24 protein-coding genes and 1 tRNA gene are annotated in these 24,814 nt (G+C 46.2%); 20 read left to right on the forward strand and 5 right to left on the reverse strand.

Annotated elements, in window-relative coordinates; genetic code table 11:
- Positions 1 to 54 precede the first annotated feature (54 nt).
- Entirely contained in the window at positions 55 to 1,008 is a 954-nt protein-coding gene (locus HMPREF9441_RS15290) for a glycoside hydrolase family 25 protein (protein ID WP_253270819.1), read from the forward strand.
- Positions 1,009 to 1,071: 63 nt separating this feature from the next.
- Here the strand turns inward: HMPREF9441_RS15290 and prmA are convergent, their stop codons facing one another.
- Positions 1,072 to 1,917, reverse strand: coding sequence for a 50S ribosomal protein L11 methyltransferase (prmA, locus tag HMPREF9441_RS15295; RefSeq protein WP_008622745.1), 846 nt, complete (start codon positions 1,915 to 1,917; stop codon positions 1,072 to 1,074).
- A gap of 284 nt (positions 1,918 to 2,201) precedes the next feature.
- Here prmA and HMPREF9441_RS18085 point away from each other — a divergent pair, with 284 nt between their 5' ends.
- The 15 genes from HMPREF9441_RS18085 to galE all read left to right on the forward strand — a co-directional run bounded on the left by HMPREF9441_RS18085 (position 2,202) and on the right by galE (position 17,697).
- The gene (locus HMPREF9441_RS18085) at positions 2,202 to 3,074 is read left to right on the forward strand and encodes a hypothetical protein (RefSeq protein ID WP_244949811.1); all 873 of its coding nucleotides are present in this window, start codon (positions 2,202 to 2,204) and stop codon (positions 3,072 to 3,074) included.
- Positions 3,075 to 3,106: 32 nt separating this feature from the next.
- Complete coding sequence (locus tag HMPREF9441_RS15305; protein WP_008622748.1) at positions 3,107 to 4,753, forward strand: hypothetical protein; 1,647 nt, start codon at positions 3,107 to 3,109, stop codon at positions 4,751 to 4,753.
- A gap of 89 nt (positions 4,754 to 4,842) precedes the next feature.
- Positions 4,843 to 4,916: transfer RNA gene (locus HMPREF9441_RS15310), tRNA-Ala, on the forward strand.
- A gap of 228 nt (positions 4,917 to 5,144) precedes the next feature.
- Positions 5,145 to 5,549, forward strand: coding sequence for a Fur family transcriptional regulator (locus tag HMPREF9441_RS15315; RefSeq protein ID WP_008622750.1), 405 nt, complete (start codon positions 5,145 to 5,147; stop codon positions 5,547 to 5,549).
- Positions 5,550 to 5,562: 13 nt separating this feature from the next.
- Positions 5,563 to 6,129, forward strand: a complete 567-nt coding sequence (locus tag HMPREF9441_RS15320; protein ID WP_008622751.1) for a 6-pyruvoyl trahydropterin synthase family protein — start codon at positions 5,563 to 5,565, stop codon at positions 6,127 to 6,129.
- A gap of 256 nt (positions 6,130 to 6,385) precedes the next feature.
- Positions 6,386 to 9,127, forward strand: a complete 2,742-nt coding sequence (locus tag HMPREF9441_RS15325; RefSeq protein WP_407946636.1) for a SusC/RagA family TonB-linked outer membrane protein — start codon at positions 6,386 to 6,388, stop codon at positions 9,125 to 9,127.
- A gap of 11 nt (positions 9,128 to 9,138) precedes the next feature.
- Positions 9,139 to 10,770, forward strand: coding sequence for a RagB/SusD family nutrient uptake outer membrane protein (locus HMPREF9441_RS15330; RefSeq protein WP_008622755.1), 1,632 nt, complete (start codon positions 9,139 to 9,141; stop codon positions 10,768 to 10,770).
- A 125-nt stretch (positions 10,771 to 10,895) separates the two neighbouring features.
- Complete coding sequence (locus HMPREF9441_RS15335; protein ID WP_008622756.1) at positions 10,896 to 11,315, forward strand: SoxR reducing system RseC family protein; 420 nt, start codon at positions 10,896 to 10,898, stop codon at positions 11,313 to 11,315.
- Between the two features lie 8 nt (positions 11,316 to 11,323).
- On the forward strand, positions 11,324 to 12,280 hold the full coding sequence (locus tag HMPREF9441_RS15340; protein ID WP_008622757.1) for a Fe-S cluster domain-containing protein: 957 nt from the start codon (positions 11,324 to 11,326) through the stop codon (positions 12,278 to 12,280).
- A 29-nt stretch (positions 12,281 to 12,309) separates the two neighbouring features.
- Positions 12,310 to 13,656 carry an electron transport complex subunit RsxC gene (gene rsxC / locus HMPREF9441_RS15345; protein WP_172634985.1) on the forward strand — a complete coding sequence of 449 codons (1,347 nt, stop codon included), beginning with the start codon at positions 12,310 to 12,312 and terminating at the stop codon, positions 13,654 to 13,656.
- 12 nt (positions 13,657 to 13,668) lie between these two features.
- Positions 13,669 to 14,658, forward strand: coding sequence for an RnfABCDGE type electron transport complex subunit D (locus tag HMPREF9441_RS15350; protein ID WP_008622759.1), 990 nt, complete (start codon positions 13,669 to 13,671; stop codon positions 14,656 to 14,658).
- Entirely contained in the window at positions 14,655 to 15,284 is a 630-nt protein-coding gene (locus tag HMPREF9441_RS15355) for an FMN-binding protein (RefSeq protein ID WP_008622760.1), read from the forward strand. Before HMPREF9441_RS15350 ends, HMPREF9441_RS15355 begins: the two co-directional genes overlap by 4 nt.
- Before the next feature lie 18 nt (positions 15,285 to 15,302).
- On the forward strand, positions 15,303 to 15,887 hold the full coding sequence (locus HMPREF9441_RS15360; protein ID WP_008622761.1) for an RnfABCDGE type electron transport complex subunit E: 585 nt from the start codon (positions 15,303 to 15,305) through the stop codon (positions 15,885 to 15,887).
- 19 nt (positions 15,888 to 15,906) lie between these two features.
- Positions 15,907 to 16,518, forward strand: coding sequence for an electron transport complex subunit RsxA (rsxA, locus tag HMPREF9441_RS15365; protein ID WP_008622762.1), 612 nt, complete (start codon positions 15,907 to 15,909; stop codon positions 16,516 to 16,518).
- Between the two features lie 144 nt (positions 16,519 to 16,662).
- Entirely contained in the window at positions 16,663 to 17,697 is a 1,035-nt protein-coding gene (gene galE / locus HMPREF9441_RS15370; protein WP_008622763.1) for a UDP-glucose 4-epimerase GalE, read from the forward strand.
- Between the two features lie 391 nt (positions 17,698 to 18,088).
- On the opposite strand, the gene HMPREF9441_RS15375 is transcribed toward galE, so the two are convergent.
- From HMPREF9441_RS15375 to HMPREF9441_RS15385, 3 genes are read right to left on the reverse strand one after another with little or no spacing between them, the layout of a single operon-like run.
- The gene (locus HMPREF9441_RS15375) at positions 18,089 to 18,736 is read right to left on the reverse strand and encodes an MBL fold metallo-hydrolase (protein WP_008622765.1); all 648 of its coding nucleotides are present in this window, start codon (positions 18,734 to 18,736) and stop codon (positions 18,089 to 18,091) included.
- Between the two features lie 13 nt (positions 18,737 to 18,749).
- Complete coding sequence (gene rsmG, locus HMPREF9441_RS15380) at positions 18,750 to 19,370, reverse strand: 16S rRNA (guanine(527)-N(7))-methyltransferase RsmG (protein WP_008622766.1); 621 nt, start codon at positions 19,368 to 19,370, stop codon at positions 18,750 to 18,752.
- Positions 19,371 to 19,383: 13 nt separating this feature from the next.
- Entirely contained in the window at positions 19,384 to 20,163 is a 780-nt protein-coding gene (locus HMPREF9441_RS15385) for an RsiV family protein (protein WP_244949812.1), read from the reverse strand.
- A 245-nt stretch (positions 20,164 to 20,408) separates the two neighbouring features.
- Here HMPREF9441_RS15385 and HMPREF9441_RS15395 point away from each other — a divergent pair, with 245 nt between their 5' ends.
- The 4 genes from HMPREF9441_RS15395 to HMPREF9441_RS15410 are packed head-to-tail and all read left to right on the forward strand — an operon-like array spanning position 20,409 to position 23,582.
- Positions 20,409 to 21,329, forward strand: a complete 921-nt coding sequence (locus HMPREF9441_RS15395) for a restriction endonuclease (protein ID WP_008622770.1) — start codon at positions 20,409 to 20,411, stop codon at positions 21,327 to 21,329.
- 45 nt (positions 21,330 to 21,374) lie between these two features.
- Positions 21,375 to 21,779, forward strand: a complete 405-nt coding sequence (locus HMPREF9441_RS15400) for a hypothetical protein (protein ID WP_008622771.1) — start codon at positions 21,375 to 21,377, stop codon at positions 21,777 to 21,779.
- Positions 21,776 to 23,074, forward strand: coding sequence for a DUF3440 domain-containing protein (locus HMPREF9441_RS15405; protein WP_008622773.1), 1,299 nt, complete (start codon positions 21,776 to 21,778; stop codon positions 23,072 to 23,074). The genes HMPREF9441_RS15400 and HMPREF9441_RS15405 overlap by 4 nt, the downstream gene beginning before the upstream one ends.
- Positions 23,061 to 23,582, forward strand: a complete 522-nt coding sequence (locus tag HMPREF9441_RS15410) for an IbrB-like domain-containing protein (RefSeq protein WP_008622774.1) — start codon at positions 23,061 to 23,063, stop codon at positions 23,580 to 23,582. The genes HMPREF9441_RS15405 and HMPREF9441_RS15410 overlap by 14 nt, the downstream gene beginning before the upstream one ends.
- Positions 23,583 to 23,603: 21 nt before the next feature.
- Here the strand turns inward: HMPREF9441_RS15410 and HMPREF9441_RS15415 are convergent, their stop codons facing one another.
- On the reverse strand, positions 23,604 to 24,779 hold the full coding sequence (locus HMPREF9441_RS15415; RefSeq protein WP_039865544.1) for an MFS transporter: 1,176 nt from the start codon (positions 24,777 to 24,779) through the stop codon (positions 23,604 to 23,606).
- Positions 24,780 to 24,814: the final 35 nt, after the last annotated feature.

The raw sequence follows: 24,814 nt of genomic DNA on the forward strand, positions 1-24,814 counted from the left end.
ATGAAGGGACTTGTTATTTTTCTGAATAAAAGGATAATAGAGACCGTTTCTATCATGTGTGCACAAACGCCGCAAACTATAAAAAACAGAAAAACGATTGTTCAGAGGGGAAGCCGTAAGAAAGTGGATAGCACTCCCACAGCACGTAGTCCTAAGAGAAAAACCGTTTCGCGCAAGAAGCAAAAGAAAAAAGGGACAAGCAAATGGTTGTTTTTCAAACGCTGGCCGTCGTGGGCGATATGGGTAGGAGCGTTGTCTTTAGGAATAGCTTATATACTTTTCTTTTATTATTTCTTTGTCGGTCCTTATTCATTCCGTTGGAAAGCCATCTATGGGGATCCTGTATACCCTGAAGGTTTTGACGTGCACGGCATTGATGTTTCTCATTATCAGGAGAACATAGATTGGGAACGTTTGCGCAATGCCAGCTTGAATTCATCCCCTGTCAGTTTTGTCTTCATTAAGGCGACCGAAGGTACGACACTATTGGATGACAATTTTAACCTAAACTTTTATGAAGCAAAGCAAAATGACTTTATAAGAGGAGCTTATCATTTCTTTTTGCCGGATGTGGATGCCCAAAAACAAGCTCGGTTTTTCTTGAAACAAGTACATTTGGAACCCGGTGACCTACCTCCTGTTTTAGACGTGGAAAAGGCAGGACGACTAACGGAAACACAGCTCCAAAAGGCTGTAAAGACGTGGCTGGATATTGTAGAAAAAGAATATGGCGTGAAACCCATTATTTATACGGGATACAAATTCAAATTGCACTATCTGAATACTCCAGCATTCGATGAATATCCTTATTGGATAGCGCACTATTATGTGGAGAAGTTGGAATATAAAAGAAAATGGAATTTCTGGCAACATACGGACTGTGGAAAAGTTACCGGAATCAAAGGGAATGTAGACTGCAATATCTTCAACGGGTCGTTTGAAGACTTGATGAACCTGACCATACCGGAACAGGAAGACAATTATACCGACCCTGAAGATTCGTTATAAAGAAAAATAAAGCCGCCGGAAGTCCTACAGACATTACCGGCAGCTCTGGATTCATATCGCTTATTACAAACGTTCGAATAAAAGCGTTGCCCAGTTCTCTTTTTCCGTATGGTTAAGGTAGTTCAGCCCCAAGCTTTTCGCTTTTTGCACAAGCAAAGGCATATCCTCTACATAAAAACCGCTGAGAATCATTTGGCTTCCCGCATGCATAACCGATACGAACGATGGCAAGTCGGCTAAAAGAATATTCCGGTTGATATTGGCCAGAATCAAGTCGAAAGCGTCTTTTCCTTGTAATATGGAGGCGTTCCCTTCAACCACTTCCATGTTTTTCACACCATTCAGCAACATATTCTCTTTCGTATTGTCCACACTCCAACGATCTATATCGTAAGCCCACACCGATTTTGCCCCTTTCAAAGTACAGAAGATACCCAGCACTCCCGTTCCGCACCCGGCATCCAATACGGTTTTATGTCCGAGGTCCATCCCGAGCAAACGTTCCAATATCATGCCCGTAGTGTGATGCGTACCGGTACCGAAAGCCTGATGAGGATCTATCACGATATCATATTCGGCTGGAGATAGGTTATGATGCTCCGGGCTATGAATCAGAATACGGTCGGCGATTCGGACCGGTTCAAAGCCGTTGCGTTCCCATTCCTCGTTCCAATTCTTATCTTCCGCTTCTGCCAACCGGTAGGTCACTTTCACCCCGTCCATGGGAAATATGTCTGTCAAGCTATCCAATACGGAACGCTCGAAAAGTCCGGTTTGCACATATCCTTTCACCCCCTGTGGAGTATCTACAAAACTTTCCAAACCGGCATCGGCTACCAATGCTATCAAGATGTCGGCAGCATCCCTGCTATAAGGGGATATAATGAAATCCAATTCCAAATATTTCATATTGTTTATTTTATGTCGAGAATCTATTGATTCTGCAAAAATAGCAAAAAAAGAGTTATATACTAAACTTTATTCTCGTTTCCGTATTGTCCGACAACCGAGAAAAAGTTATATTTGCATATAATATAGGTAAAGGAGGAAAGACAATGAAAAACAGAATATTATTTTCACTCGTCGTTGCAGTGATTCCGTTTTTTAGCTTTGCACAAATAGATGACATGTATTTTGTTCCCCAAAAAGAAACGAAAGAACAGAAGGAACAACAGACAAGGTCGCAACCTTCAATGCACGCGATCTCCGAATATGCAGCAACAACAGCAGCCAATGGACATGTTCAGAATAATGCAAGAGATGTAGATGAGTACAATCGGCGATATCGTTGGGAAAATGATAGTACAGCCGCAAATGAGGAAGAGACGGCAAACGAAGAAAATGCGCGAGCCGACAGCATTCAGGGATTGGAAGAAGATTATCAATACACCAAACGAATTCTTCGTTTCAACACCCCAACTATCGGCGTTGCGGTCAGCAGTCCTTTATACTGGGACTTACGTTATGGTCCCAATTCCATATATTGGGATGTATATGATGATGGATTTTACGCATACGCTTATCCTAGCAGTTGGTATTGGGGACCTACCTTTTCCTACTCGTGGGGATGGGGATTATACAATCCTTTTTGGGGGTGGGGAGGCCCTTGGTATGCCGGATGGTATGATCCTTGGTATTGGGGACCACACTGGCATCACCCGCATTGGGGACATCCCGGTCATGGATGGTATCCATCAAGACCGGTTACTCGGCCCAGTGTAAGATATCGGGAGAATAGTACACTGGCAAGAGGAACATCCCGCACTAATGTAAGAAACAGTTCTTCAGCCAGAAGGGCCATACGAAACTCAGGCAACACCAACCGGCAAACTATTTCGGAGAATTCTGCACGATTTACTCCAAATCGTTCTTCAACAACTACCAGGCAGTCTCCTCGTACGCGTACGACTTCAACTCCTCAACGTAACACTCAACCGTCGAGAAGTTCTAACTTCACGCCATCGACCACAAGAAGTACTTTCCGTCCGTCGGTAAGTTCCCCCAGCCGTTCCGGAGGCGGTTTCTCCCCATCCAGGGGTGGAGGAGCACGAGGCGGTCGACGTTAACAAACAAAGATAAACCATAAAAGGAAGAAATAATGAAAAGAAAAAACCTCATATTTGTAAGCGCATTGCTGGCAAGCCAGTCTATGATGGCACAGACACCATATATGAATGAGAATTATATGCCGACCGATTTAATCGGAAGTGCACGCTACGTAGGTATGGGCGGTGCATTAGGAGCATTGGGAGCCGATTTGTCTGCCGCTTCTTCCAATCCGGCTGCATTGGGACTCTATCGTAGAAGTGATGCAGCTTTATCATTCAGCGTATTGACCCAGCAAGAAAAACCGGATTTAAATGCAGACATGACCCATTTGTCTTTTGATCAGATGGGATTTGTGGTAAGCATCCCGGTTATGGCTAAAAGCGTAAGATATGTTAATTTTGGAGTCAACTATCAGAAAAGAGCCAATTTCAACCAGTCATTTATCGCAGATAACGGAGCCTTGAACGGTTTGTCGCAGACGCAACAAATGGCAGACATTCTGAACCATACCCAGTATTCCACTCCTTTGGCAGACCTGATGTATAATTCCTGCCTTGTGAATCCGGAATACATACGGGATAATCAAGGTAATGTGCAGGTAGACCAAGAGGGCAATCCCTTATATGATTCCTATAATGCCTTAGCGTCCGACCGGAATAATTATGACCGTACGACGGAAGGCGGTATCGCAGGATATGATTTCAATCTGTCGATGAACATTAAAGACCGTGTGTATTTAGGTTTCACTTTGGGAGTGAACGACGTAGACTATTACAGTTACAGCACCTATCGAGAGTTCGGCACGATTTCGGACGGCCAAGGCAACTCTTACAGTGATTTCGAGAATTATTCCTTATATAACACCCAACATGTAAGTGGATATGGAATCAATGTGAAGTTGGGTGGTATATTCCGTCCCATCGGAAATTCCCCCTTCCGCATAGGTCTGGCCGTAGAAACACCGACTTTCTATCATTTGGAATCTTATTCTTCATATAGTATAGACTCTCCCATGATGGAGGATGAGAACTATGACATCTACATCAATCAAGACAGAAACGGTAAGTTTATATATACCAATTATCTTCCGGATGTAGATTTGGCAAACTTGCACATGAAAATTACCACACCGTGGAAATTTCGAGTTTCGTTAGGACATACGATTGGAACTTATCTGGCTATAGGAGCCGAATATGAATACGCCGATTACTCTAAAACGAAACAGGGGTATGAAGACTGGGACTACGACTATTGGGGCTATGGTTATTCCAGAGGAACGACACACGACCGCGATATGGATGCGTTGCACAAGTCTACGTTACGCGGAAGCCATTCTTTCAAATTCGGTATGGAATTGAATCTGACGGATAATGTCGCATTCCGTGCAGGATATAATTATTATTCCCGCATGTTCAAGGAAGAAGCGACTTTAGATCAAACAGGGCCTTCTCCGGCTTTCGGTTACCAAACTACAACAGATTATCTGAATAAAAATGACGTGAATATATTCACAGCCGGTTTAGGCTACCACGGAAAGCATTTTTATGCCGATATGGCTTATAAGTGTCGCATACAGTCGGGAGATTTCTATGCATTCGACGATACTTACATCACGCAAACCAGCGGTCGTCTTACTCCAGTGGATGTAAACCTAAATACCCATCAGGTATTTTTTACATTAGGATATAAATTCTGATTATAAAGGAGCAAAGTCAGACGAAAAAAAATAGCAAAAAAGTTTTGCGTTTCAAAAAATATATCTAACTTTGCATCGTCAAAAAGGTTGGGGTATTAGCTCATCTGGCTAGAGCGTTTGACTGGCAGTCAAAAGGTGGCAGGTTCGAGTCCTGTATACTCCACATTTCTTTCTTATAAAGAAAGAAAAAATCAAGTAAAAGACATTTATTCAATGTCTTTTTTTGTTATAATCCTCTATATTAAAGCAATTCTGGTACAAGGTATCTTCTTTGATACATATAGTATTTCTTTATTCGGATACTCTTTTGGTATTTTATTCTTTTTTTATTGCAAAACATTTGCATTTAAAAATCGTTTGCACTATCTTTGCTCCAGAAGATGATAAATAAATGGAAGCAATAGACAAAATAAGAGAAGCTGGATTAAAACTGACCCCACAGCGCAAAGCCGTATATGAGGCTATGATGGAGTTGCGCCATGCTCCTATTGAGGCAATTATTTCCTGCGTGCAATCAAAAGACAAAGAAATAACCCTTTCTACGGTATATCGTATACTCGATTCTTTTTATAAAGCTGGTTTGCTATCGCAAGTATACCATCCCCAAACGAACAAATGCTATTATGATATCACGGTTCATAGTCACCACCATTTGTTCTATGGGCAACAAATCGTAGATTACGAAGACCCTGAACTTACGCAATTGATACGGCAACACTTGGAAAAGAAAAATCTTGTATCGGCTGATATAGAAAAGATACAAGTACAAATCACAGTTAATAAAAGTTTAATTTAGAAATGTTTTTGAAATGAGAAGTATCACCACATTTGACTTGCAGTATGCGCACAGATTTTATGGCTTCCAAGGCGAAGCCCAGTACCTTCACGGACATACCGGTGTATTGACCATTGAAGTGGAAGACACGGTAAATGAAGGTGTAAACATGGTTTATCCATGTAACGAAATTCAGAAAGTAGCTTGGGACGTGCTTAAAAATTTTGACCATGCCCTTGTTCTTCGGGAAGATGACCCTTTATTACCGGCTATTCTCGATGTGTACGAAAAGCAAGGTATCAAGAATGGTCATCCCCAGAACAAAATGAAAGGCGAAGCATTCAAAACTCCGCTCGCTACAGCCTATCCTGACTGTCGTTTGGTAGTAACCAAGGAAACTATGACTGTAGAAGGTATGATTAAAATCGTATATGATCTCCTAAAAGAGAAATTAAATATTGCTAAGATCACCTTTACGAGCGGAGTGAATGCCGGTTCTGCCGAATTTGAAACGAAAAATAATATCGAACGTTGTCCATTATGCGGTATTACCTTAAACAAAGAGGGAGTATGTCCGAAATGTGGATATAAGAAAAAATAACACTTCAATGTTGTTTTATTCAGAGGAGGCATCGGTAACGATGTCTCTTTTTATTTAGCTTTGTAATATCTGATGCTTAGAGAACAGAAATATAAGAGTCTATCTTCTATTTTTTCCTTTATTTTTCTCCCTTTGAAAGTGAGCTTATCTAAAGGATTTTCTGTATATTTGCCTATGTAAATACTCAAAGTGTACCAACGTTTACTCTTAAATCTCTTTGCTTATGAAAAAAGGGACATTTTTATGGTTGGGGCGAATGGGATTACCCTTGTCTTTGGCATTATGCCATATATATCCTCTCGCAGCACAGAACAAAGTGATTCTGCCGGATTCCATTCCCTGGATGTTGTCTGATTCATTAATGAGAGGAGACATACTGCAAATCGGCTATGCTACAGGAGACCGAAGAACCGTAGCCGGTTCCGTAGATCAGATTTCTGAAAAGAGAATGAACAAAGGTATGATTTCCAACCCTTTGAACTCTATTAACGGACAAGTAGCCGGTGTCAGCATGTTACCAGGAAGGGAGGCCATGCTCAACTCCGTACGTGTCAGGGGTACAACATCCCTTACCGGAGGTAATGACCCTTTGGTAATCATCGATGGCGTGTTTGCTGATTTGAGTACGTTAAGTATGATTTTTCCAGCCGACATCGAAAGTTTCACGATCCTCAAAGATGCTTCAGAAACGGCTCAATATGGCGCACGAGGTGCTTCGGGTGTCATAAAAGTAAGTACCAAACAAGGACACAGCGGAAGTTTCAGTTTGAGTTACGACGGGAATTTCAGTGTCGAGTCTATTTATAAAAACATGAAAATGCTTTCCGGAGATGCTTTCAGGAGCGTGGCACACGAACGCGGTATATCTATTTTAGATTTAGGTTATGACACGAATTTTCCAGAGGAAATTACGCGTATGGGATGGGTACAAAATCATCATGTAGCTTTTGGAGGTGGTACGGAATCCTCTTATTATCGTGCTTCTCTGGCACTTTTGGATCGAAAAGACGTAGTGAAAAGTTCGGACTACCGGAATTACATGGCCAAGATAGACATTACGCAACGGGCGTTCAATGACCGCCTGCGTTTCGACCTGGGGGTAATGGGGGCCGTACGTAAGAGCAACAATTTGGTAGATATACAAAAGACATTTTATTCAGCCGCAGCTTTCAATCCCACTTTTCCGGCCCATAAGAACGCGACGGGCGGTTGGGATCAAGTGACAACTGCCAGTTGGATTACCAACCCTTTGGCCTGGATGGAAGTAAGCGACGAAGAATCGAATGCACATTTTAATGCCCATCTGAAAATGGAGCTGGTCCTAACCCCCCATTTGGTACTTTCCGCCTTCGGATCTTACTTGTACAATGTCATAGATAACGGACAATATCTTCCTACTACCGTATGGGCACATGGACAAGCTTATCGAAGCGAACAGAAGGTGGAAGATGTGCTGGGAAACGTGATGTTGAACTTCAATCGAGCTTTTGGAAAACATAAACTGGACGCTCTCCTGTTGGGAGAAGCGCAACAACGTGTTATGTCCGGCTTCCATACGACTGTCACGAATTTTACAACCGATAAGTTTGGTTTTCACAACCTACAGGCCGGAGCCGTAAGACTATGGGAGGGGACGGGCTCTTATTATGAGAATCCTCGTCTGGCATCTTTTTTAGGACGTGTCAATTACGTGTATGACGATCGTTATGTGGCTACCGTAAACATGCGTACCGATGCTTCATCCAAGGTAGGACGCAACCATCGTTGGGGCTTTTTCCCATCGCTTTCCGCGGCCTGGATTCTGAGTGAGGAAAATTTCATGAAGTCTTTCTACTGGCTGAACAATCTGAAACTCAGATTCGGGTATGGATATTCAGGAAATCAGGATGCCATTGATTCTTACAATTCCCTCCAATTGGTGAAACCCAATGGCGTAGTATCCTCTGGCGGTGACCCAACGGTGACAATGGGGTTGATACGCAATGCCAATCCTGACTTGCGTTGGGAGGTAAAACGTACGATGAACATTGGACTGGATGCTGCTTTTTGGGACGGACGGGCTATTTTCACATTTGATTATTACCATTCCGTCACGGACGACATGCTGTATCAATATGATGTAAGCGTACCGCCCTTTGCCTATAATAAATTGCTGGCCAATCTGGGATCCATGCGTAACAGCGGAGTGGAATTAGGATTCGGCTTCACTCCTTTGCGTAAAAAAGACATGGAACTGAACGTCAACGTCAATGTAACGTTCCAACGCAATAAGCTACTTTCTCTGAGCGGAATGTATAATGGAGAATATATGTCGGCTCCACAATATACACCGATTGCCGACTTAACCGGTGCAGGCTTTCATGGTGGATACAATCACATCGTATACCAAATCGTAGGGCAACCTTTGGGTGTCTTTTATTTACCCCATTGCACAGGACTCATCCAACGCGAAGACGGAACATACGCATACGAGATAGCCGACCTTGACGGGGGAGGTGTGGACTTGGAAGACGGAGGAGACCGTTACGTAGCCGGACAGGCCACTCCCAAGACTCTATTGGGCTCCAACATCAGCTTCCGTTATAAGAATGTGGACGTATCGTTGCAAATCAATGGTGCTTTCGGACATAAAATTTATAATGGAACGGCCTTGGCTTATATGAATATGGGAAGTTTTCCCGATTACAACGTAATGGCAGCCGCTCCCCAACGTAACATTTACGATCAGACTGCTACAGATTACTGGCTCGAAAATGGAAACTACGTGAATTTTGATTATTTGACTATCGGTTGGAATATCCCGTTGAAGAAATGGGGCAAATACGTGCAGCATCTGCGTTTATCGGCTTCGGTAAACAATCTGGCTACCATTACAGCCTATTCCGGACTGACTCCTATGATCAACAGTTATATCGTAGATGCCACACTCGGAGTGGACGACAAACGGAACTATCCGGTATATCGTTCTTATACCTTGGGATTAACTATTCAATTTTAAAGCATGACGACATGAGAAAGTGGATTTTATGGGCGGGATATACCCTTATTTGCTGTTATGGTTGTGCAGGATTCTTAGATGAAGCCCCGCGAGACCAGTTACCCGAAGAGGACGCTTATGACACGCCAGCCAATATATATCTGAACACTGTAGCTACCCTCTATAACTATGTAGGCGGATACGAAGACAGTCAAGGGTTGCAGGGAACCTGTCGAGGCGTATATGACTTGAACACACTGACCACAGATGAAGCCTTGTTGCCGACCCGTGGAGGAGACTGGTACGACGGCGGACTTTGGCAAGGACTGTTCCTGCACGATTGGGGAGTCAATAATGACGTGATAGCAGCTTCGTGGGAGTATCTATACAAAGTGATTGTGCTTAGCAATAAGTCGATAGAACGTCTGACGGAACTGCAGAACCGTAAGGATGCTCCTGCAGAATTGAAAAATTATGTGGCAGAAGTCAGAGCCTTTCGGGCGATGTACTACTATTATTTGTTAGATATGTTCGGGCGTGTACCTTTGGTATTATCTTCGTCCACCCCCATGAAAGATGTCAACCAAAGCGAACGTGAGGACGTATTCAAGTTTATCGTAAACGAATTGCAGGCGGCATTGCCTTATCTGAATGAAGCGCACAGCAATCAAAAAGGTGAATATTATGGTCGGATGACCCGTCCGGTAGCCTGTTTCCTGTTGGCCAAGCTATTCCTGAATGTAGAGATTTACACGGATAACGACTGGACGGACGGAAGCCGTCCCAGTGGAAAAACATATCGAGTGAAAATTGGCTCCCAAACACTGAACGCATGGCAGGCCGTACAAGCGTATTGCGATTCGATACGGGGTATGGGATACCAATTATCCTCGCGCATGGCTGATAATTTCGTGGTCTATAACGAGCCTTCGGAAGAAAATATATTTACGATACCGATGGATAAACATGCATTGCAAAACCAAATGCAATATTTATTCCGTTCCCGCCATTACAACCATGGAAAGGCTTACGGACTGAGTGGAGAGAATGGAACCAGTGCTACGGTTGAAACTTTACGTACATTCGGTTACGATACTGATTCGGTAGACCATCGCTTCGAAGACAGTTTCTTTGCCGGAACGGTTTTGGACCCAAATGGCAACCCGGTGAAACTGGATGACGGAAGTACCCTGGAGTATCTACCGTGGGCCATACGCTTGGACGTATCGGCACAACCTTACGAGAAATCCGCCGGTGCACGGATGAAGAAGTATGAAGTAGACCTGAAAAGCACAAAAGACGGTAAATTGTCGGACAACGACATCGTATTGTTTCGTTATGCCGACGTATTACTGATGAAAAGCGAGGCTAAAATAAGAAACGGGGAAGACGGAACAACCGAGCTGAACGAAGTACGGCAACGTTCTGGTATGTATCCTCGTCCGGCTACCCTTCACAATATCCTGGAGGAACGTAAGTTGGAGCTCGTATGGGAAGGATGGAGAAGACAGGATATGATTCGTTTCGGCACCTATACGCAAGCTTACACCGACCGTCCGCAACTGGAGGGTGAGTCATCAGGCTACACCACGGTGTTTCCTATCCCAGCCAAGGTGCTGTCTTTGAATCCGCGCTTATCCCAGAATCCCGGATATGAGAAGTGATGAATTGCTTGAAAAACCTGATAGGTTAAAAAAAACAAATACGGAGAATTTTCTATTTAAATACCTACTATTAGTTACTAAATTAATGCTACATTTGCGGCGATTTGCAATATCGAGTTTACAAAATGGCCCAAATAATCATACATCGAGGTACCGTGAAAAGCGTGAAAGGAAAACACATCTGTGTGCAGATAACCCAAGCTTCCGCGTGTTCATCTTGTGTAGCTAAAAAAATGTGTAATTCATCGGAAAGCAAAGAGAAGCTGGTCGATATTGTCAGCTCCGAAGCATTTTCTTACCGGGTAGGAGAGGAAGTACTCCTGACCGGAAGTGTGGAAATGGGACTGACAGCCGTGTTTTGGGCTTACGGTGCGCCGTTGTTGCTATTGATGGTTGTCTTGCTTGCTACTTTACAAGTCACGACTGACGAGCCATTGGCAGCCCTGATGGCATTAGTAGGCCTGGCAGCCTATTACGGTGTGCTCTATCTCAACAAAAACAGGTTGACAAGAAAATTTTCATTTACCATTAAACACATAAAATAAACATTGTTATGAACGTGATTTTGATTGCAGTAATCATTCTGGGAGTCGTAGGGCTGGTGGCATCCATCATGCTGTATGCGGCATCCAAGAAGTTTGCTGTCGTAGAAGATGAACGCATCGGACAGGTGGCCGAAGTCTTGCCGCAAGCCAATTGTGGGGGATGCGGTTATCCGGGATGTGCCGGTTTTGCCGCTGCTTGCGTGAAAGCGGCAGACGGCGGTTCGCTCGAAGGCAAGTTATGCCCCGTAGGCGGACAACCGGTTATGGAAAAAGTAGCCGGAATTTTGGGGCTTGCGGCTACGGCCAGTACCCCGAAAGTCGCCGTTGTGCGTTGCAACGGGACTTGTGCCAATCGTCCGCGTGTGGTGGATTACGACGGAGTGCGTAGTTGCCGCGTGCAACTGTTAGCGGGCACAGGGGAGACAGCGTGTGCATTCGGTTGCTTAGGAGGCGGCGATTGTGTGGCGGCGTGCCAGTTCGGTGCGTTGTCCATCAATCCGGAAACAGGGTTGCCCGAAGTGGACGAAGAACGCTGTACGGCTTGTGGTGCCTGCGTCAAGACCTGTCCGCGAAGAGTCATCGAGCTCCGGCCGAAAGGACCGAAAAACCGCCGAATGGTCGTGATGTGCGTAAACCGCGACAAGGGCGCTGTGGCTAACAAAGTTTGCAAGGCTTCCTGTATCGGTTGCGGTAAGTGCGTGAAGACCTGTCCGTTCGAGGCCATCACTCTCAACAACAATTTGGCCTATATCGACCCGGAAAAGTGCAAGTTGTGCCGAAAGTGTGAGGAAGCTTGCCCGAAAGGAGCCATCCATGCCATCAACTTCCCACCGCGTAAGCCGAAAGTGGAGAAACCGGCTGCAACAGCAGCCCCGAAACCAGCCGAGCCGGCTGCACGACCGGTATCCGCTCCCGCAGCACAGCCTGTAACCACCGTTACATCGGAAGAAAAGAAAGAAGCATAATTCATAGGATTGTCAAATTAAAAAAGAATATCGTGAAAACGTTTAAGATAGGTGGAGTTCATCCATCTGAAAACAAACTTTCCGCCACTTCTCCCATCCGCCGGGCCGGACTGCCCAAACAAGCTGTCTTTTCGCTTTATCAGCATATCGGCGCACCGGCCAAACCGGTCGTAGCCAAAGGGGATGAAGTGAAAGTAGGCATGATGTTGGCCGAGGCAGACGGCTTCGTGTCAGTTCCCGTTCACTCCTCCGTGTCCGGAAAAGTGAGCAAGATAGATGCGATTGTCGATGCCAGCGGCTACCGTCGTCCGGCCATCTTTGTAGACGTGGAAGGGGATGAATGGGTCGAGACGATCGATCGGACCCCCGATTTGGTGACATTGGCCCAAAGGCCGGAGTTGACGGCCGAAGACATCGTGAACAAGGTGAAAGCGGCCGGTATTGTCGGTATGGGCGGTGCCACGTTCCCCTGCCACGTGAAACTGACTCCCCCAAAAGGGACAAAAGCCGAATGCGTCATCATCAACGCCGTGGAGTGCGAACCGTACTTGACGGCCGACCATCGGTTGATGTTGGAAAAGCCGGACGAAATCCTGGTGGGAGTGGATTTGATCATGAAGGCGGTAGGTGTGGACAAAGGTTATATCGGCATCGAGAACAACAAACCGGACGCTATCGCCCTTCTGACGGAGAAAGCGAAAGCTTATTCGCATATTGAGATCGTGCCTTTGCAAGTGAAATACCCTCAGGGAGGAGAAAAGCAGTTGATTGCCGCTGTTACCGGACGTGAAGTCCCGGCACCGCCAGCATTGCCCATTAACGTAGGAGCAGTGGTGCAAAATGTAGGTACGGTTTTTGCCATCTACGAAGCGGTGATGAAGAACAAGCCCCTGTTTGAACGTGTCATCACCGTGACCGGCAAGGAAGTGCAAAACCCCTCCAACCTGTTGGCCCGTATCGGTACGCCGATGAACCAACTCATCGAGGAATGCGGCGGCTTGCCGGAAAATACAGGAAAAGTAATCGGCGGTGGCCCGATGATGGGAAAGGCGCTGATGAACCTCGATGTACCGGTATGCAAAGGTTCTTCCGGTCTTTTGCTCATGAGCGAAAGGGAATCCCGCCGTGCGGAACCGCAGCCCTGCATCCGTTGCGCCAAATGCGTCAGTGCCTGTCCGATGGGGCTCGAACCCTATTTGTTGGCCACGGCTTCCGCGTTGCGCAACTGGGAGTTGGCCGAAGAGAACGACATCACGTCATGTATCGAATGCGGGTCGTGCCAGTTTACCTGTCCTTCCACACGCCCGATGTTGGATAATATCCGTATGGGTAAGACTACTGTAATGGCCCTCATCCGGGCTCGTAATGCAAAATAAAAGAGAAAGATTATGGCAAAGAAATTAATTGTATCGCTGTCGCCCCATGTGCATGGACGGGATAGTGTACAAAGAAATATGTATGGAGTGTGTATCGCACTCATACCGGCTCTGCTGACCTCGTTGTATTTCTTTGGGTTGGGAGCCGCAATCGTATTGGCCACGTCCGTGGCCGCCTGCGTGTTCTTCGAGTGGGCTATAACGAAATATGTATTGAAACGCGACCGCGTAACGATAACCGACGGTTCGGCCATCCTGACCGGACTGCTGTTGGGTTTCAACCTGCCTTCCAACCTGCCGATATGGATCATCCTCATCGGAGCGTTGGTAGCCATCGGCATCGGCAAGATGACTTTCGGCGGATTAGGGTGTAATCCCTTCAATCCGGCATTGGTGGGGCGCGTGTTCCTTCTGGTTTCATTCCCGGTGCAGATGACCACATGGCCTGTGCCCGGACAAATGGCAGCTTACCTTGATGCCGAGACGGGTGCCACTCCGTTGGCCGTCATGAAGGAAGCCATCAAGAGCGGAGACGCTTCCGTGCTCCAAAGGCTACCGGACGCCATCGACATGCTCGTCGGGCAGACCGGGGGATGCTTGGGCGAGGTGAGCGCCTTGGCCTTATTGATAGGGTTGGCCTACATGTTGGCCCGACGCATCGTGACATGGCACATTCCGGTCTCCATTCTGGTTACCGTTTTTGTACTGGCCGGACTGCTTCATCTGTACAATCCCGTTTATGCGTCTCCCGTAACAGTGTTGCTGACGGGCGGTATGATGCTGGGTGCCTGCTTCATGGCTACGGATTACGTAACCTCACCCATGACAGCGAAGGGGCAGATTATTTATGGAGTGGCCATAGGTCTTCTCACCGTAGTCATTCGTACTTTCGGCGCATATCCAGAAGGCATGTCGTTCGCCATCCTGATTATGAACGCCTTTACGCCGTTGATTAACACCTATTGTAAACCTAAAAGATTCGGGGAGGTCGTAAAAAAATGAAAAAGTTAGAGTCTTCATTACTCAATATGGTCTTGGTGCTGACCGCCATTTCCCTCATAGCCGGCGGGACTTTGGCTTATATTAATAAGGTGACACAAGGCCCCATTGCCGAAATCAATGCAAAGAATTTGCAGGATGGCATCAAAAAAGTGATTTTGGGAAGCCAACCCGGCGATTTGAAAGTGGAAGAACCGGTTGAAGCAAACGGTTATACTCTCTATAAAACCGACAAGGGAACGGCTGTGAAAGCTGTAACCAATGGGTTTGGCGGACCACTCGAAATATTGGTAGGCTTCAACGAGGACGGCAATATTCTGGGCTATACGATTCTGGCTACGGTGGAAACCCCCGGACTGGGTGTGAAAGCCGACACATGGTTCCAGGAAGGCGGTAAGGGCAACATTATCGGACGGAATCCGGGAGAGAAGGAACTGGCCGTATCCAAAGACGGCGGAGACATCGACGCCATCACGGCGTCTACCATTACCAGCCGGGCTTTCCTGAATGCCGTGAATGCCGCTTATCAGGCGTTTAAAGGAAATACCAGCGATGCAGCGAGCGGAGCCAGCGTACAGGTCGGACGGGTGGAAAACGCAACCGGAACCGGAAGTGATTCTATTCATTAAAGAAAGGAGGGACGTAATATGAATAATTTTAAAGTGTTGATGAACGGTATCATCAAAGAAAACCCGACGTTTGTACTTCTTCTGGGTATGTGTCCCACTTTGGGTACGACTTCTTCCGCATTGAACGGTATGTCGATGGGATTGGCCACCACATTCGTGCTCGTATGTTCCAACGTGGTAATTTCTTTAATTAAGAATTTGATTCCCGACATGGTGCGTATTCCGGCATTCATTGTCGTTATCGCATCTTTCGTAACCGCCTTGCAAATGTGCATGCAGGCATTCGTACCCGACATTTATGCCACATTGGGCTTGTTCATCCCTTTGATTGTGGTGAACTGTATCATTCTGGGACGTGCCGAAGCATTTGCCAGTAAAAACGGAGTGGTGCCTTCGTTTTTCGATGGAGTGGGAATGGGGTTAGGATTCACAATCGCCTTGACTGTCCTCGGAGCCGTACGCGAGATTTTGGGAACGGGTAAAATCTTCGGTCTGGAAGTTTGGCCGGAAGACTACGGCATGCTGATGTTCGTGTTGGCTCCCGGAGCTTTCATCGTATTAGGTTACTTGATTGCCATTGTGAACAAACTGAAGAAAGCGTAATTTGTAAACTTAGAACAATATGGAAGCAATATATCAGTATTTAATCGTTTTCATTACCGCCATATTTGTCAACAACGTCGTGTTGTCACAAATCCTCGGTATTTGTCCGTTCCTCGGCGTATCCAAAAAAATCAATACGGCCTTAGGCATGTCGGGCGCGGTGGCGTTCGTTTTGGTGCTCGCCACACTGGTGACTTACTTGTTGCAGTATTATGTTTTGAATCCGCTCAACCTCGGCTACTTGCAGACCATAGCTTTTATCCTGGTCATTGCGGCATTGGTGCAACTGGTGGAAATCATCCTGAAAAAGGTTTCCCCTTCGCTCTACCAAGCTTTAGGGGTATTCCTACCTTTGATTACTACCAATTGTGCCGTCCTCGGTGTGGCCATATTGGTTATCCAAAAGGAATTCAATCTGATGATGGGCGTATGGTATGCCCTAAGCACTGCGTTGGGCTTCGGACTGGCTTTAGTCATTTTCGCCGGCATCCGCGAGCAACTCAACCTCGTGTCCGTACCTAAGGGGATGCAGGGCATGAGCATCGCGTTAGTCACCGCCGGTCTATTGGCCATGGCATTTATGGGTTTCAGTGGAGTAGACAACGGATTGAAGGCATTTCTGAGCCTCTAATCTGCCACGTTTTTTCAAAACCGATACGACCTGCAAAGAAAATGCAGGTCGTATCGGTTTTTTATAGCCTAAAATTATACAACATATAATTAAATTTAGTACATTTGCTACTGTTACAAAAACAAAAAATCGAAGCTTACTAATATGAAAGAGACAATTTTAGTGACAGGCGGTACCGGATTCATCGGTTCACACACGACGGTGGAACTCCAGCAGGCTGGTTATGACGTAGTCATCGTAGACAACCTCTCGAATTCACGTGAAGATGTATTGGATGGTATCGAAAAGATTACCGGCATTCGTCCGGCTTTTGAGAAAGTAGACTTGCGCGATTTCGACGCCACCGAGTCCGTATTCAAAAAATATCCGAAAATTAGCGGTATCATTCATTTTGCAGCGAGCAAGGCTGTAGGTGAAAGCGTACAGAAACCGTTGCTGTATTATCATAACAATATCGTTTCCCTGATTAATCTGCTGCAGTTGATGCCGAAGTATGATGTGAAGGGTATCATCTTCTCTTCATCATGTACCGTATACGGCCAGCCGGATGTGCTACCTGCGACAGAGGAGACCCCCATCAAAAAGGCGGAAAGCCCATACGGTAATACCAAACAGATTAACGAAGAAATCATCGCGGACACCATCAAGAGCGGTTCTCCGATAAAGGCCATTTTGCTGCGTTATTTCAACCCGATCGGTGCACATCCCACGGCATTTATCGGCGAAATGCCGAACGGTGTGCCTCAGAACCTGATTCCCTATCTGACGCAAACGGCCATGGGTATCCGTAAGGAATTGAGTGTGTTCGGAGACGATTACGACACGCCGGACGGCTCTTGCATCCGCGATTATATTTATGTGGTGGATTTGGCTAAGGCACACGTTTGCGCCATGACGCGCATCATGGAAGACCAGACCACCGAACCGGTGGAGGTTTACAACATCGGTACGGGTACGGGTACTTCCGTGCTTGAATTGATCAACGCTTTTGAGAAAGCTACCGGTGTGAAATTGAACTATAAGATCGTAGGACGCCGTGCCGGTGACATCGAAAAGGTGTGGGGCAACGTGGACAAAGCCAACAAAGTGTTGGGTTGGAAAGCCGAGACCCCGTTGGAGGACGTGTTAGCCTCTGCCTGGAAATGGCAATGCGTGTTACGCGAAAAAGGAATAATGTAAATAGATTAAGGACACAGAAAACGCTTTATGCGTAATTGCACATTAATCCGGTTGGTATTTCCAATATGTGAATAGGCGGGAATGTCACGCTTTGAACTATTTAAGGCAGGTTAGTGTGCAGAATAGTTTTGTCGTGTTTTATTTTGTGTTTGTGTTGTTACTCTCTTCCGACGTGAGTCGGAAGAGAGCTTTTTTTGAATTAAACCGCGACATGATGAAACTTACATACAAAAATCATTCTGCGGCAAACGGTTTTTCATTTGCCGCAGAATGAAAAATCGTTTGCCGCAGAACGGCGTTTCGTTTGGCGCAAGGTGATTTTGGATGCGTAAGAGATTGAAAACCAATAAAAACAAGTTCGTATGAAATGTCTACAAACGAAAGATGCCGATTATCCTATATATGGATTGTGGGCTTTCTCGAATCCGATTTCAGTGTGTGGCCCGTGCCCGGGATAGACACGGGTATCTTCCGGCAGTGTAAACAGCTTGTTCCTGACGCTCTCGCACAAGGCTTCACTGTCCCCGCCGGGGAAATCCGTTCGTCCAACGCTGCAATAGAACAAAGTATCACCGACAAATACGGCTTTTTCTGCGGCACAGTAAAAACAAATACCTCCGGGGGTATGTCCAGGAGTGCTCAGGACGGTCAACTTGTGATGTCCGAACAAGATGTCATCCCCCTCCGTCAAGTAACGTGCAGCCGCCGGAGTAAGCCCTTCTTTCATCACCTGTGCCAACGGTCCGAATATCTCCGCTCCCATACCTTTATATATAGGTTCGTCCGCCCGGTTGAACTCCGGACCGACATGAAAGGTCTCCCACATGAAGGCGGCCCCGAAACAGTGGTCGTAGTGCATGTGGGTACAAAGGTGGTGCCTGACCTGTAAACGACGGTCTTCAATATAATCCGTAATCCGCCTGCGGTCGTCATCGGTAAGGGCACCGCAATCTATGACGACGGCTTCACGGGTGTCGTCGCTCACGACGTAGCAGTTCTCCTCCAGCATGTTTACCGGAATTTTTTTTATGTCCAGCATCTTTCCTATACTTTTAAAGTGAAACGTACACCACTTTCTTGGTGGCAAAATATTCTTCCGTAAAGAACTCTTTCAACGGGGTAACCATTGTGCGGTTCTTCAACGGGTTCGTCTCTTTCTCCAATTCGCCCCCCTTCAGGCAGATAAGGCCGTTGGGGATGGCGTTGTGCTGCACGGGAGAAATGTTCTTGCGTATAATCTTGACCAAATCTGCCAACGGCATGACGGCACGGCTTACCACGAAATCGAATTTGGCCTTCTCTTCCTCTGCCCGACAATGGCGGAAAGTCACATTCTCCACCCCGAGCTCCCTAGCCACTTCCATGCAAACCTTGATTTTCTTACCGATACTGTCCACCAGATGGAAATGGCAGTCGGGGAACATGATGGCGAGGGGTATTCCCGGAAATCCGCCTCCCGTCCCCAAATCCATAATCTCAGTGCCGGATTTGAAACGAGTGAATTCGGCAATTCCCAAGGAATGCAATACATGATGTTCATACAGATTGTCGATGTCTTTCCTGGAAATGACATTGATTTTAGCATTCCAATCATGATAGAGCGCGTCCAACTGATGGAATTGTTCTGTCTGTTTTTCCGAAAGTTCCGGAAAGTATTTTAAAATCAGCTCCATATATCTTTATTTTTTATTTCGTATGGGTTTCCAACCTACTGTACGGCAAAGTCAGCCTGATAGCCCCGACTTCGTACGCAGCTATCTCGTCGGCATTGTAAATGAAAGTAATACCTTCTTTTCCCAGTTCATAATTCAAGGGAATGTAAATGTCGGTAAGCCGCAGTATGCCTTTATCCTGCAATTCCTTCCGGTTGCGGCAACCGTACGTTTTCAGGAGTTCCTCTGTCAGCAGGGAAGGAAGCAAGGCCAAGGAAGCAGGAGGCAACACATCCTCCAACTTCACCAACTCACCTGTTTCTGTATCGAAATTCAAACATTGCTCCTCCCGGTACTCCCGTGCTCCTCCCTCGTACTTTACTTTATGAATCAGATAACACAAATATCCGTTCAGTCCGTCTTTGTGTTCCGTGGCCATCCGGTATTTGTAATCGTACCACGAGGAGTTGATGCCGCTTTGCCGGTCGGCTTTGTACAAATCGGTCAAATCTCTCCGGTATTGCTCCGCGTACGTCAGACAGAACGAATCGGCAGCCGAGGCGAACGAACGGTGCATTCCTCCAAACAGATGAAAGGCAATGGTCCGGTTCATGTTCCGGGCGGCACGGGTCGTGTCGTTTATCTCGTCCGCCTCTATGATAACTTTACATGCAGGCGAGTGTTCGCTGCTGTCCAATGGTACGGTCTTCTCAACTTTCAATTGCTGAAAGGACAACGAACAACTTCCATCTTCACCTCGGCATGCACATAAAAAAGCCATGGCAAAAGCAAGGCCATATATATATTTACTCATCTTTCCGTATTTCATCCCAAAAGCCTGTTATGAATGCAAAGGTAGTGAAAGGCGGGCGCAGAGGCAAATGAAAACGCAATTTTCTGATGAAACCGTACCGGGCTACCTCTTGTCGGCTTCCGCCTTTTACGCAACATATCGCTTTTACCGATAAATCGTAAGACAAATGCTTTTTGTAGCAAAAATACGATGGATTTCTGAAAAAATATTCGTACTTTTGGACACTATATAACAAGCGATAAACAATGATACCGGACTTCCAATCCTGCATGCTGCCTTTTCTTCGGAAATTAGAAGACGGCAGCGTCCATTCAATGACAGAAATACAAAACGCACTTATCAGAGAGTTTCATCTGACGGAAACCGATATAAAGGAAATGTTACCCAGCAATAGGACCACGCGTTTCAGAAGTAACGTAGGATGGGCCAAAACCCACATGCAAAAAGCCGGTTTGCTGGAAACTCCTCAACGTGCACAATATAGAATTACGGAGGCGGGATTGCGCCTGTTGCAAACTCGTCCGGAGCATATTAATATGAAATTGCTTTTCAACTATCCAGCTTATAAGGAATGGATAGCTTTATCCAACAGAAACAGTGAACCGAAGCGGAACTCCAAACAGGAATCTGAGTGTGTCATACAGACACCGGACATCATCATGGAAGAGGAATATAAGAAGTTACGCAATATACTGGCGCAAGATTTGTTGGAGCGTATCTTAAAAAAAGACCCGGGCTTCTTCGAAGCCTTGGTTATCAAATTACTGGTAGCGATGGGATACGGCGGTTCCTTAAACGAGGCTGCGGGCATGGTGGTAGGAAAGAGTGGGGATGAAGGCATAGACGGTATCATCAAAGAAGATAAACTCGGTCTGGACAACATTTATATCCAGGCTAAACGTTGGAATAACGTAGTGGAGCGTCCCGAAGTACAAAAATTTGTCGGTGCTTTGGCCGGCAAAGGAGCCACCAAAGGGATATTCATTACCACATCCTCGTTCAGTCGGGGAGCACGGGAATTTAAACCGCAGAACAATATCAAAATCGTGCTGATAGATGGGAATCAACTGTGTGAATACATGATAGATTATAATATCGGGGTGTTTACTGCCAACACCTTTGAGGTGAAACGAATAGATATCGACTTTTTCGAGTCGGAAGAATGAAAATAAAAGGAAATAAGTGAACGTCGGACAAAATTACCTGTAAGCATGGAGATAATGCGTTTGAACGGGGTGGATGCCAGACTGTATCCGCTTGTGGGACCGTTGGTCATGAACCCGGCCATTTTAAGACAGAACAATAATTATCCCTTTAAAACCTCCAACCGCTACTTGTGGTATATCGCCATATCGGACGGAGTAATCGTCGGATTCATCCCCTTGAAGAAAAATGAAAAGAGTTACCATATAGACAATTACTACATACAAGGAGACCGTACGGAAACGATTGATGCTTTGTTGCATCGTGTCATCGACGATTTAGGAACCGACTCTTTACTGACGGCCTTGGTGCATAAACGTCATACGGAGGCTTTCCGTCAAAATCATTTCCGAACGGATAAACAACTGACTCTTTATGATAAAATGGAGTATATTCCTGTCCCTGAAATATGATACGCCAGTTAAATGTATACGAAGCCACGCAACGGAGATTAAAAATCATTTTTGATTATTTCGACTATGTATATGTATCCTTTTCCGGAGGTAAGGACAGCGGCGTGCTTTTAAACTTATGTATCGACTACCTCCGAAAGTATGAACCGGGCCGGAAACTTGGAGTATTCCACATGGATTACGAGGCACAGTACCGGCAAACTACGGAATATGTGGAACAAACCATGGCTTCCCATCCTGATATTCTGGAGGTATACCACTGTTGCGTTCCTTTTAAAGTTTCCACTTGCACTTCCATGTACCAATCCTATTGGCGTCCGTGGGAGGAGAGCAAGCGTGACATCTGGGTTCGGGAAAAGCCCAAAGATTGTTATACGGCCAAAGACTTCGACTTTTTCAACGAGGAACTATGGGACTATGATTTCCAACACCTTTTTGCCCCATGGTTACGTATGCAAAAGAAATGCAAGCGTGTCTGTTGCTTGGTGGGAATACGCACGCAAGAGAGTTTCAACCGATGGAGAAGCATACACAGTGACAGAAACTACAAACGTTTGGCCTATTATAAATGGACTCACAGGCTCGACCATCACATATACAACGCATATCCCATTTACGACTGGAAAACCACGGATATCTGGACTGCCAACGGAAAATTCCAATGGACATACAACCATTTGTACGACTTGTACTATCAGGCCGGAATTCCTATCGCTCACCAGCGTGTGGCCAGTCCGTTTATTTCCCAAGCCATCTCGGCGTTGAAAGTTTATCGTATCATCGATCCGGACACTTGGGGAAAAATGTTAGGCAGAGTCAACGGAGTAAACTTTGCAGGTATGTATGGCCGTACCATGGCAATGGGGTGGAGGATGATTAAATGTCCTCCCGGCTTTTCTTGGCAAGAATATATGTATTTCCTCTTAGACACGCTCCCGGAATCCACTCGGCAGAACTATCTCAACAAACTGGACGTAAGCATCCGTTTCTGGCGCAAGCGGGGAGGATGCTTGAGTGAAGAGACGATACAAAAGTTACGCGAAGCCGGTGTGGATTTTACACTCGGAGAGAAAACGGCCTACCATACGGACAAGCAGCCGGTAAGAATGGAATATCTGGACGACATCGACATTCCCGAATTTAAGGAGATACCGACCTATAAACGCATGTGTATCTGTATATTGAAAAACGACCATACGTGCAAATACATGGGATTTGCACAGACCAAACAGGAAAAAGAACAGCGCGAAAGAGTAATGAAGAAATATAAATCGTTAGAACATGGACAAATATAAAAGCCCTGTATACAATATTATCGCGGTGCCCATCGAAAAGGTGGTGGCGAACGAATATAACCCTAACATAGTGGCTCCTCCTGAAATGAAACTTCTGGAACTTTCGATATGGGAAGACGGCTACACCATGCCCTGCGTATGTTATTATCGGAAAGACGAAGACGTGTATGAAATCGTGGACGGATTCCATCGTTACCAGGTCATGAAAACCTCACCACGCATTTATGAACGGGAGAGGGGCTTGCTTCCCGTTTCCGTCATCGACAAAGACCTTTCGGAGCGCATGGCATCTACCATACGGCACAACCGGGCCCGCGGCATGCATTCGGTGGAATTGATGAGCCACATCGTGTCTGAACTGACCAAATCCGGAATGTCGGACAGTTGGATCATACGCAATATAGGGATGGACAAAGACGAACTTCTGCGACTGAAGCAAATATCGGGATTGGCAGAGCTTTTTGCCGACAAGGCTTTCAGCCCGTCGGATGACTGGCTGGAAGAATAATTCCATAGAGGAAACTCCTTCTTATTTTTGGGAATACAATGTGATGACAAGAGAGCATAACGTCAGCAAGATGCCGACTGCGGTCACACCTGCCCATCCGCCGACGTGCCAGAAACTTCCGGCCAGAAAAGTCCCCATGGAACCGCCGACAAAATAAGTGGTCATGAAAATGGTATTGACACGATTGGAGGCCGAGGGACACAGTTCAAAGATACTGGCTTGATTGCTGAGTTGGATACATTGCATACCGATGTCGATAAGCAGGACTCCGGCAATGATACCGGCATAACTGTTTCCACCCCAATACAATGAAGCCCATGCCGACAAAATCAGACTGCAACCGATGAAATTAAAATTACGTATGCCCACACGTTTCACATATTTCCCTACGAAAGAAGCCGTGAGTGCCCCAGCGATTCCGCATAACCCCAATCCGCCGATTACATCGCTATCGGCATAGAACGGGGCGTTTCCCATCTTAAAAGCCAAGCATGACCACATCGCCAGAAACGCTCCGAAGGCCAATCCCGACCGTATGGAATAAATGCGAAGGGCCGGATAATCCCGGAGAAGGTGAAACAGGGATTTCATCAAAGTACTGTATCGCCCCTCGAACGTAGGACGTATGTCGGGAAGTACCTTCAGGACGACGAAGGCACAGATACACATCAGTCCGGCGGCAATAAAGTACATCTCGCGCCATCCCAACAGTTCTCCAACCCAACCGCTAACCACTCTGGAGGCTAATATTCCGGTAAGCAGACCGGAAATGACCACTCCCACATTGCGACCCTTATGCTCGGGGCGGGAGTATTGGGAAGCGATGGGAACAAATATTTGGGGAATCATGGAACAAACACCCGTCACTAAAGAAGCTGCCCAAACCGTATAAATATTTTCAGCCATCGCCATAGTCAGCAAGGCAAAGACGAGCAGGAGAAAATTGATCAATATAATCTTTTTCCTGCGGTACAGATCGCCGAGCGGTACGATGAAGAGCAGACCGAGCGCATATCCTATTTGCGTAATCATGGCTATCAGATTGGCCTGAAAGTCCGAGACGCCCAAATCGGCCCGCATAAGGTTCAGCAGCGGCTGGTTGTAATACAGGTTCGCTACGGAAATACCGGCCACGATGGCCAATGTCCATAATATATGTGCCGGAAGACCGGCATTTTCCTTTAATTCAGCATTCATCGGCTTTTTCTTTTTTAATAGTTCTACCCCGCAAT

The organism is Paraprevotella clara YIT 11840, assembly GCF_000233955.1.
Taxonomy (GTDB): domain Bacteria; phylum Bacteroidota; class Bacteroidia; order Bacteroidales; family Bacteroidaceae; genus Paraprevotella; species Paraprevotella clara.

Excerpts from the sequence above, each read along its gene's own strand:
- HMPREF9441_RS15355 (WP_008622760.1), top strand. The coding sequence starts at position 14,655 with ATGAAAAAGTTAGAGTCTTCATTACTCAATATGGTCTTGGTGCTGACC.
- HMPREF9441_RS15375 (WP_008622765.1), bottom strand. The coding sequence starts at position 18,736 with ATGCTGGACATAAAAAAAATTCCGGTAAACATGCTGGAGGAGAACTGC.
- HMPREF9441_RS15340 (WP_008622757.1), top strand. The coding sequence starts at position 11,324 with ATGAACGTGATTTTGATTGCAGTAATCATTCTGGGAGTCGTAGGGCTG.
- HMPREF9441_RS15305 (WP_008622748.1), top strand. The coding sequence starts at position 3,107 with ATGAAAAGAAAAAACCTCATATTTGTAAGCGCATTGCTGGCAAGCCAG.
- galE (WP_008622763.1), top strand. The coding sequence starts at position 16,663 with ATGAAAGAGACAATTTTAGTGACAGGCGGTACCGGATTCATCGGTTCA.
- rsmG (WP_008622766.1), bottom strand. The coding sequence starts at position 19,370 with ATGGAGCTGATTTTAAAATACTTTCCGGAACTTTCGGAAAAACAGACA.
- HMPREF9441_RS15395 (WP_008622770.1), top strand. The coding sequence starts at position 20,409 with ATGATACCGGACTTCCAATCCTGCATGCTGCCTTTTCTTCGGAAATTA.
- HMPREF9441_RS15385 (WP_244949812.1), bottom strand. The coding sequence starts at position 20,163 with ATGAGTAAATATATATATGGCCTTGCTTTTGCCATGGCTTTTTTATGT.
- HMPREF9441_RS15320 (WP_008622751.1), top strand. The coding sequence starts at position 5,563 with ATGAGAAGTATCACCACATTTGACTTGCAGTATGCGCACAGATTTTAT.
- HMPREF9441_RS15405 (WP_008622773.1), top strand. The coding sequence starts at position 21,776 with ATGATACGCCAGTTAAATGTATACGAAGCCACGCAACGGAGATTAAAA.
- HMPREF9441_RS15290 (WP_253270819.1), top strand. The coding sequence starts at position 55 with ATGTGTGCACAAACGCCGCAAACTATAAAAAACAGAAAAACGATTGTT.
- HMPREF9441_RS15330 (WP_008622755.1), top strand. The coding sequence starts at position 9,139 with ATGAGAAAGTGGATTTTATGGGCGGGATATACCCTTATTTGCTGTTAT.
- HMPREF9441_RS15350 (WP_008622759.1), top strand. The coding sequence starts at position 13,669 with ATGGCAAAGAAATTAATTGTATCGCTGTCGCCCCATGTGCATGGACGG.
- HMPREF9441_RS18085 (WP_244949811.1), top strand. The coding sequence starts at position 2,202 with ATGCACGCGATCTCCGAATATGCAGCAACAACAGCAGCCAATGGACAT.
- HMPREF9441_RS15415 (WP_039865544.1), bottom strand. The coding sequence starts at position 24,779 with ATGAATGCTGAATTAAAGGAAAATGCCGGTCTTCCGGCACATATATTA.
- HMPREF9441_RS15325 (WP_407946636.1), top strand. The coding sequence starts at position 6,386 with ATGGGATTACCCTTGTCTTTGGCATTATGCCATATATATCCTCTCGCA.
- HMPREF9441_RS15335 (WP_008622756.1), top strand. The coding sequence starts at position 10,896 with ATGGCCCAAATAATCATACATCGAGGTACCGTGAAAAGCGTGAAAGGA.
- HMPREF9441_RS15410 (WP_008622774.1), top strand. The coding sequence starts at position 23,061 with ATGGACAAATATAAAAGCCCTGTATACAATATTATCGCGGTGCCCATC.
- HMPREF9441_RS15360 (WP_008622761.1), top strand. The coding sequence starts at position 15,303 with ATGAATAATTTTAAAGTGTTGATGAACGGTATCATCAAAGAAAACCCG.
- prmA (WP_008622745.1), bottom strand. The coding sequence starts at position 1,917 with ATGAAATATTTGGAATTGGATTTCATTATATCCCCTTATAGCAGGGAT.
- HMPREF9441_RS15315 (WP_008622750.1), top strand. The coding sequence starts at position 5,145 with ATGGAAGCAATAGACAAAATAAGAGAAGCTGGATTAAAACTGACCCCA.
- rsxA (WP_008622762.1), top strand. The coding sequence starts at position 15,907 with ATGGAAGCAATATATCAGTATTTAATCGTTTTCATTACCGCCATATTT.
- HMPREF9441_RS15400 (WP_008622771.1), top strand. The coding sequence starts at position 21,375 with ATGGAGATAATGCGTTTGAACGGGGTGGATGCCAGACTGTATCCGCTT.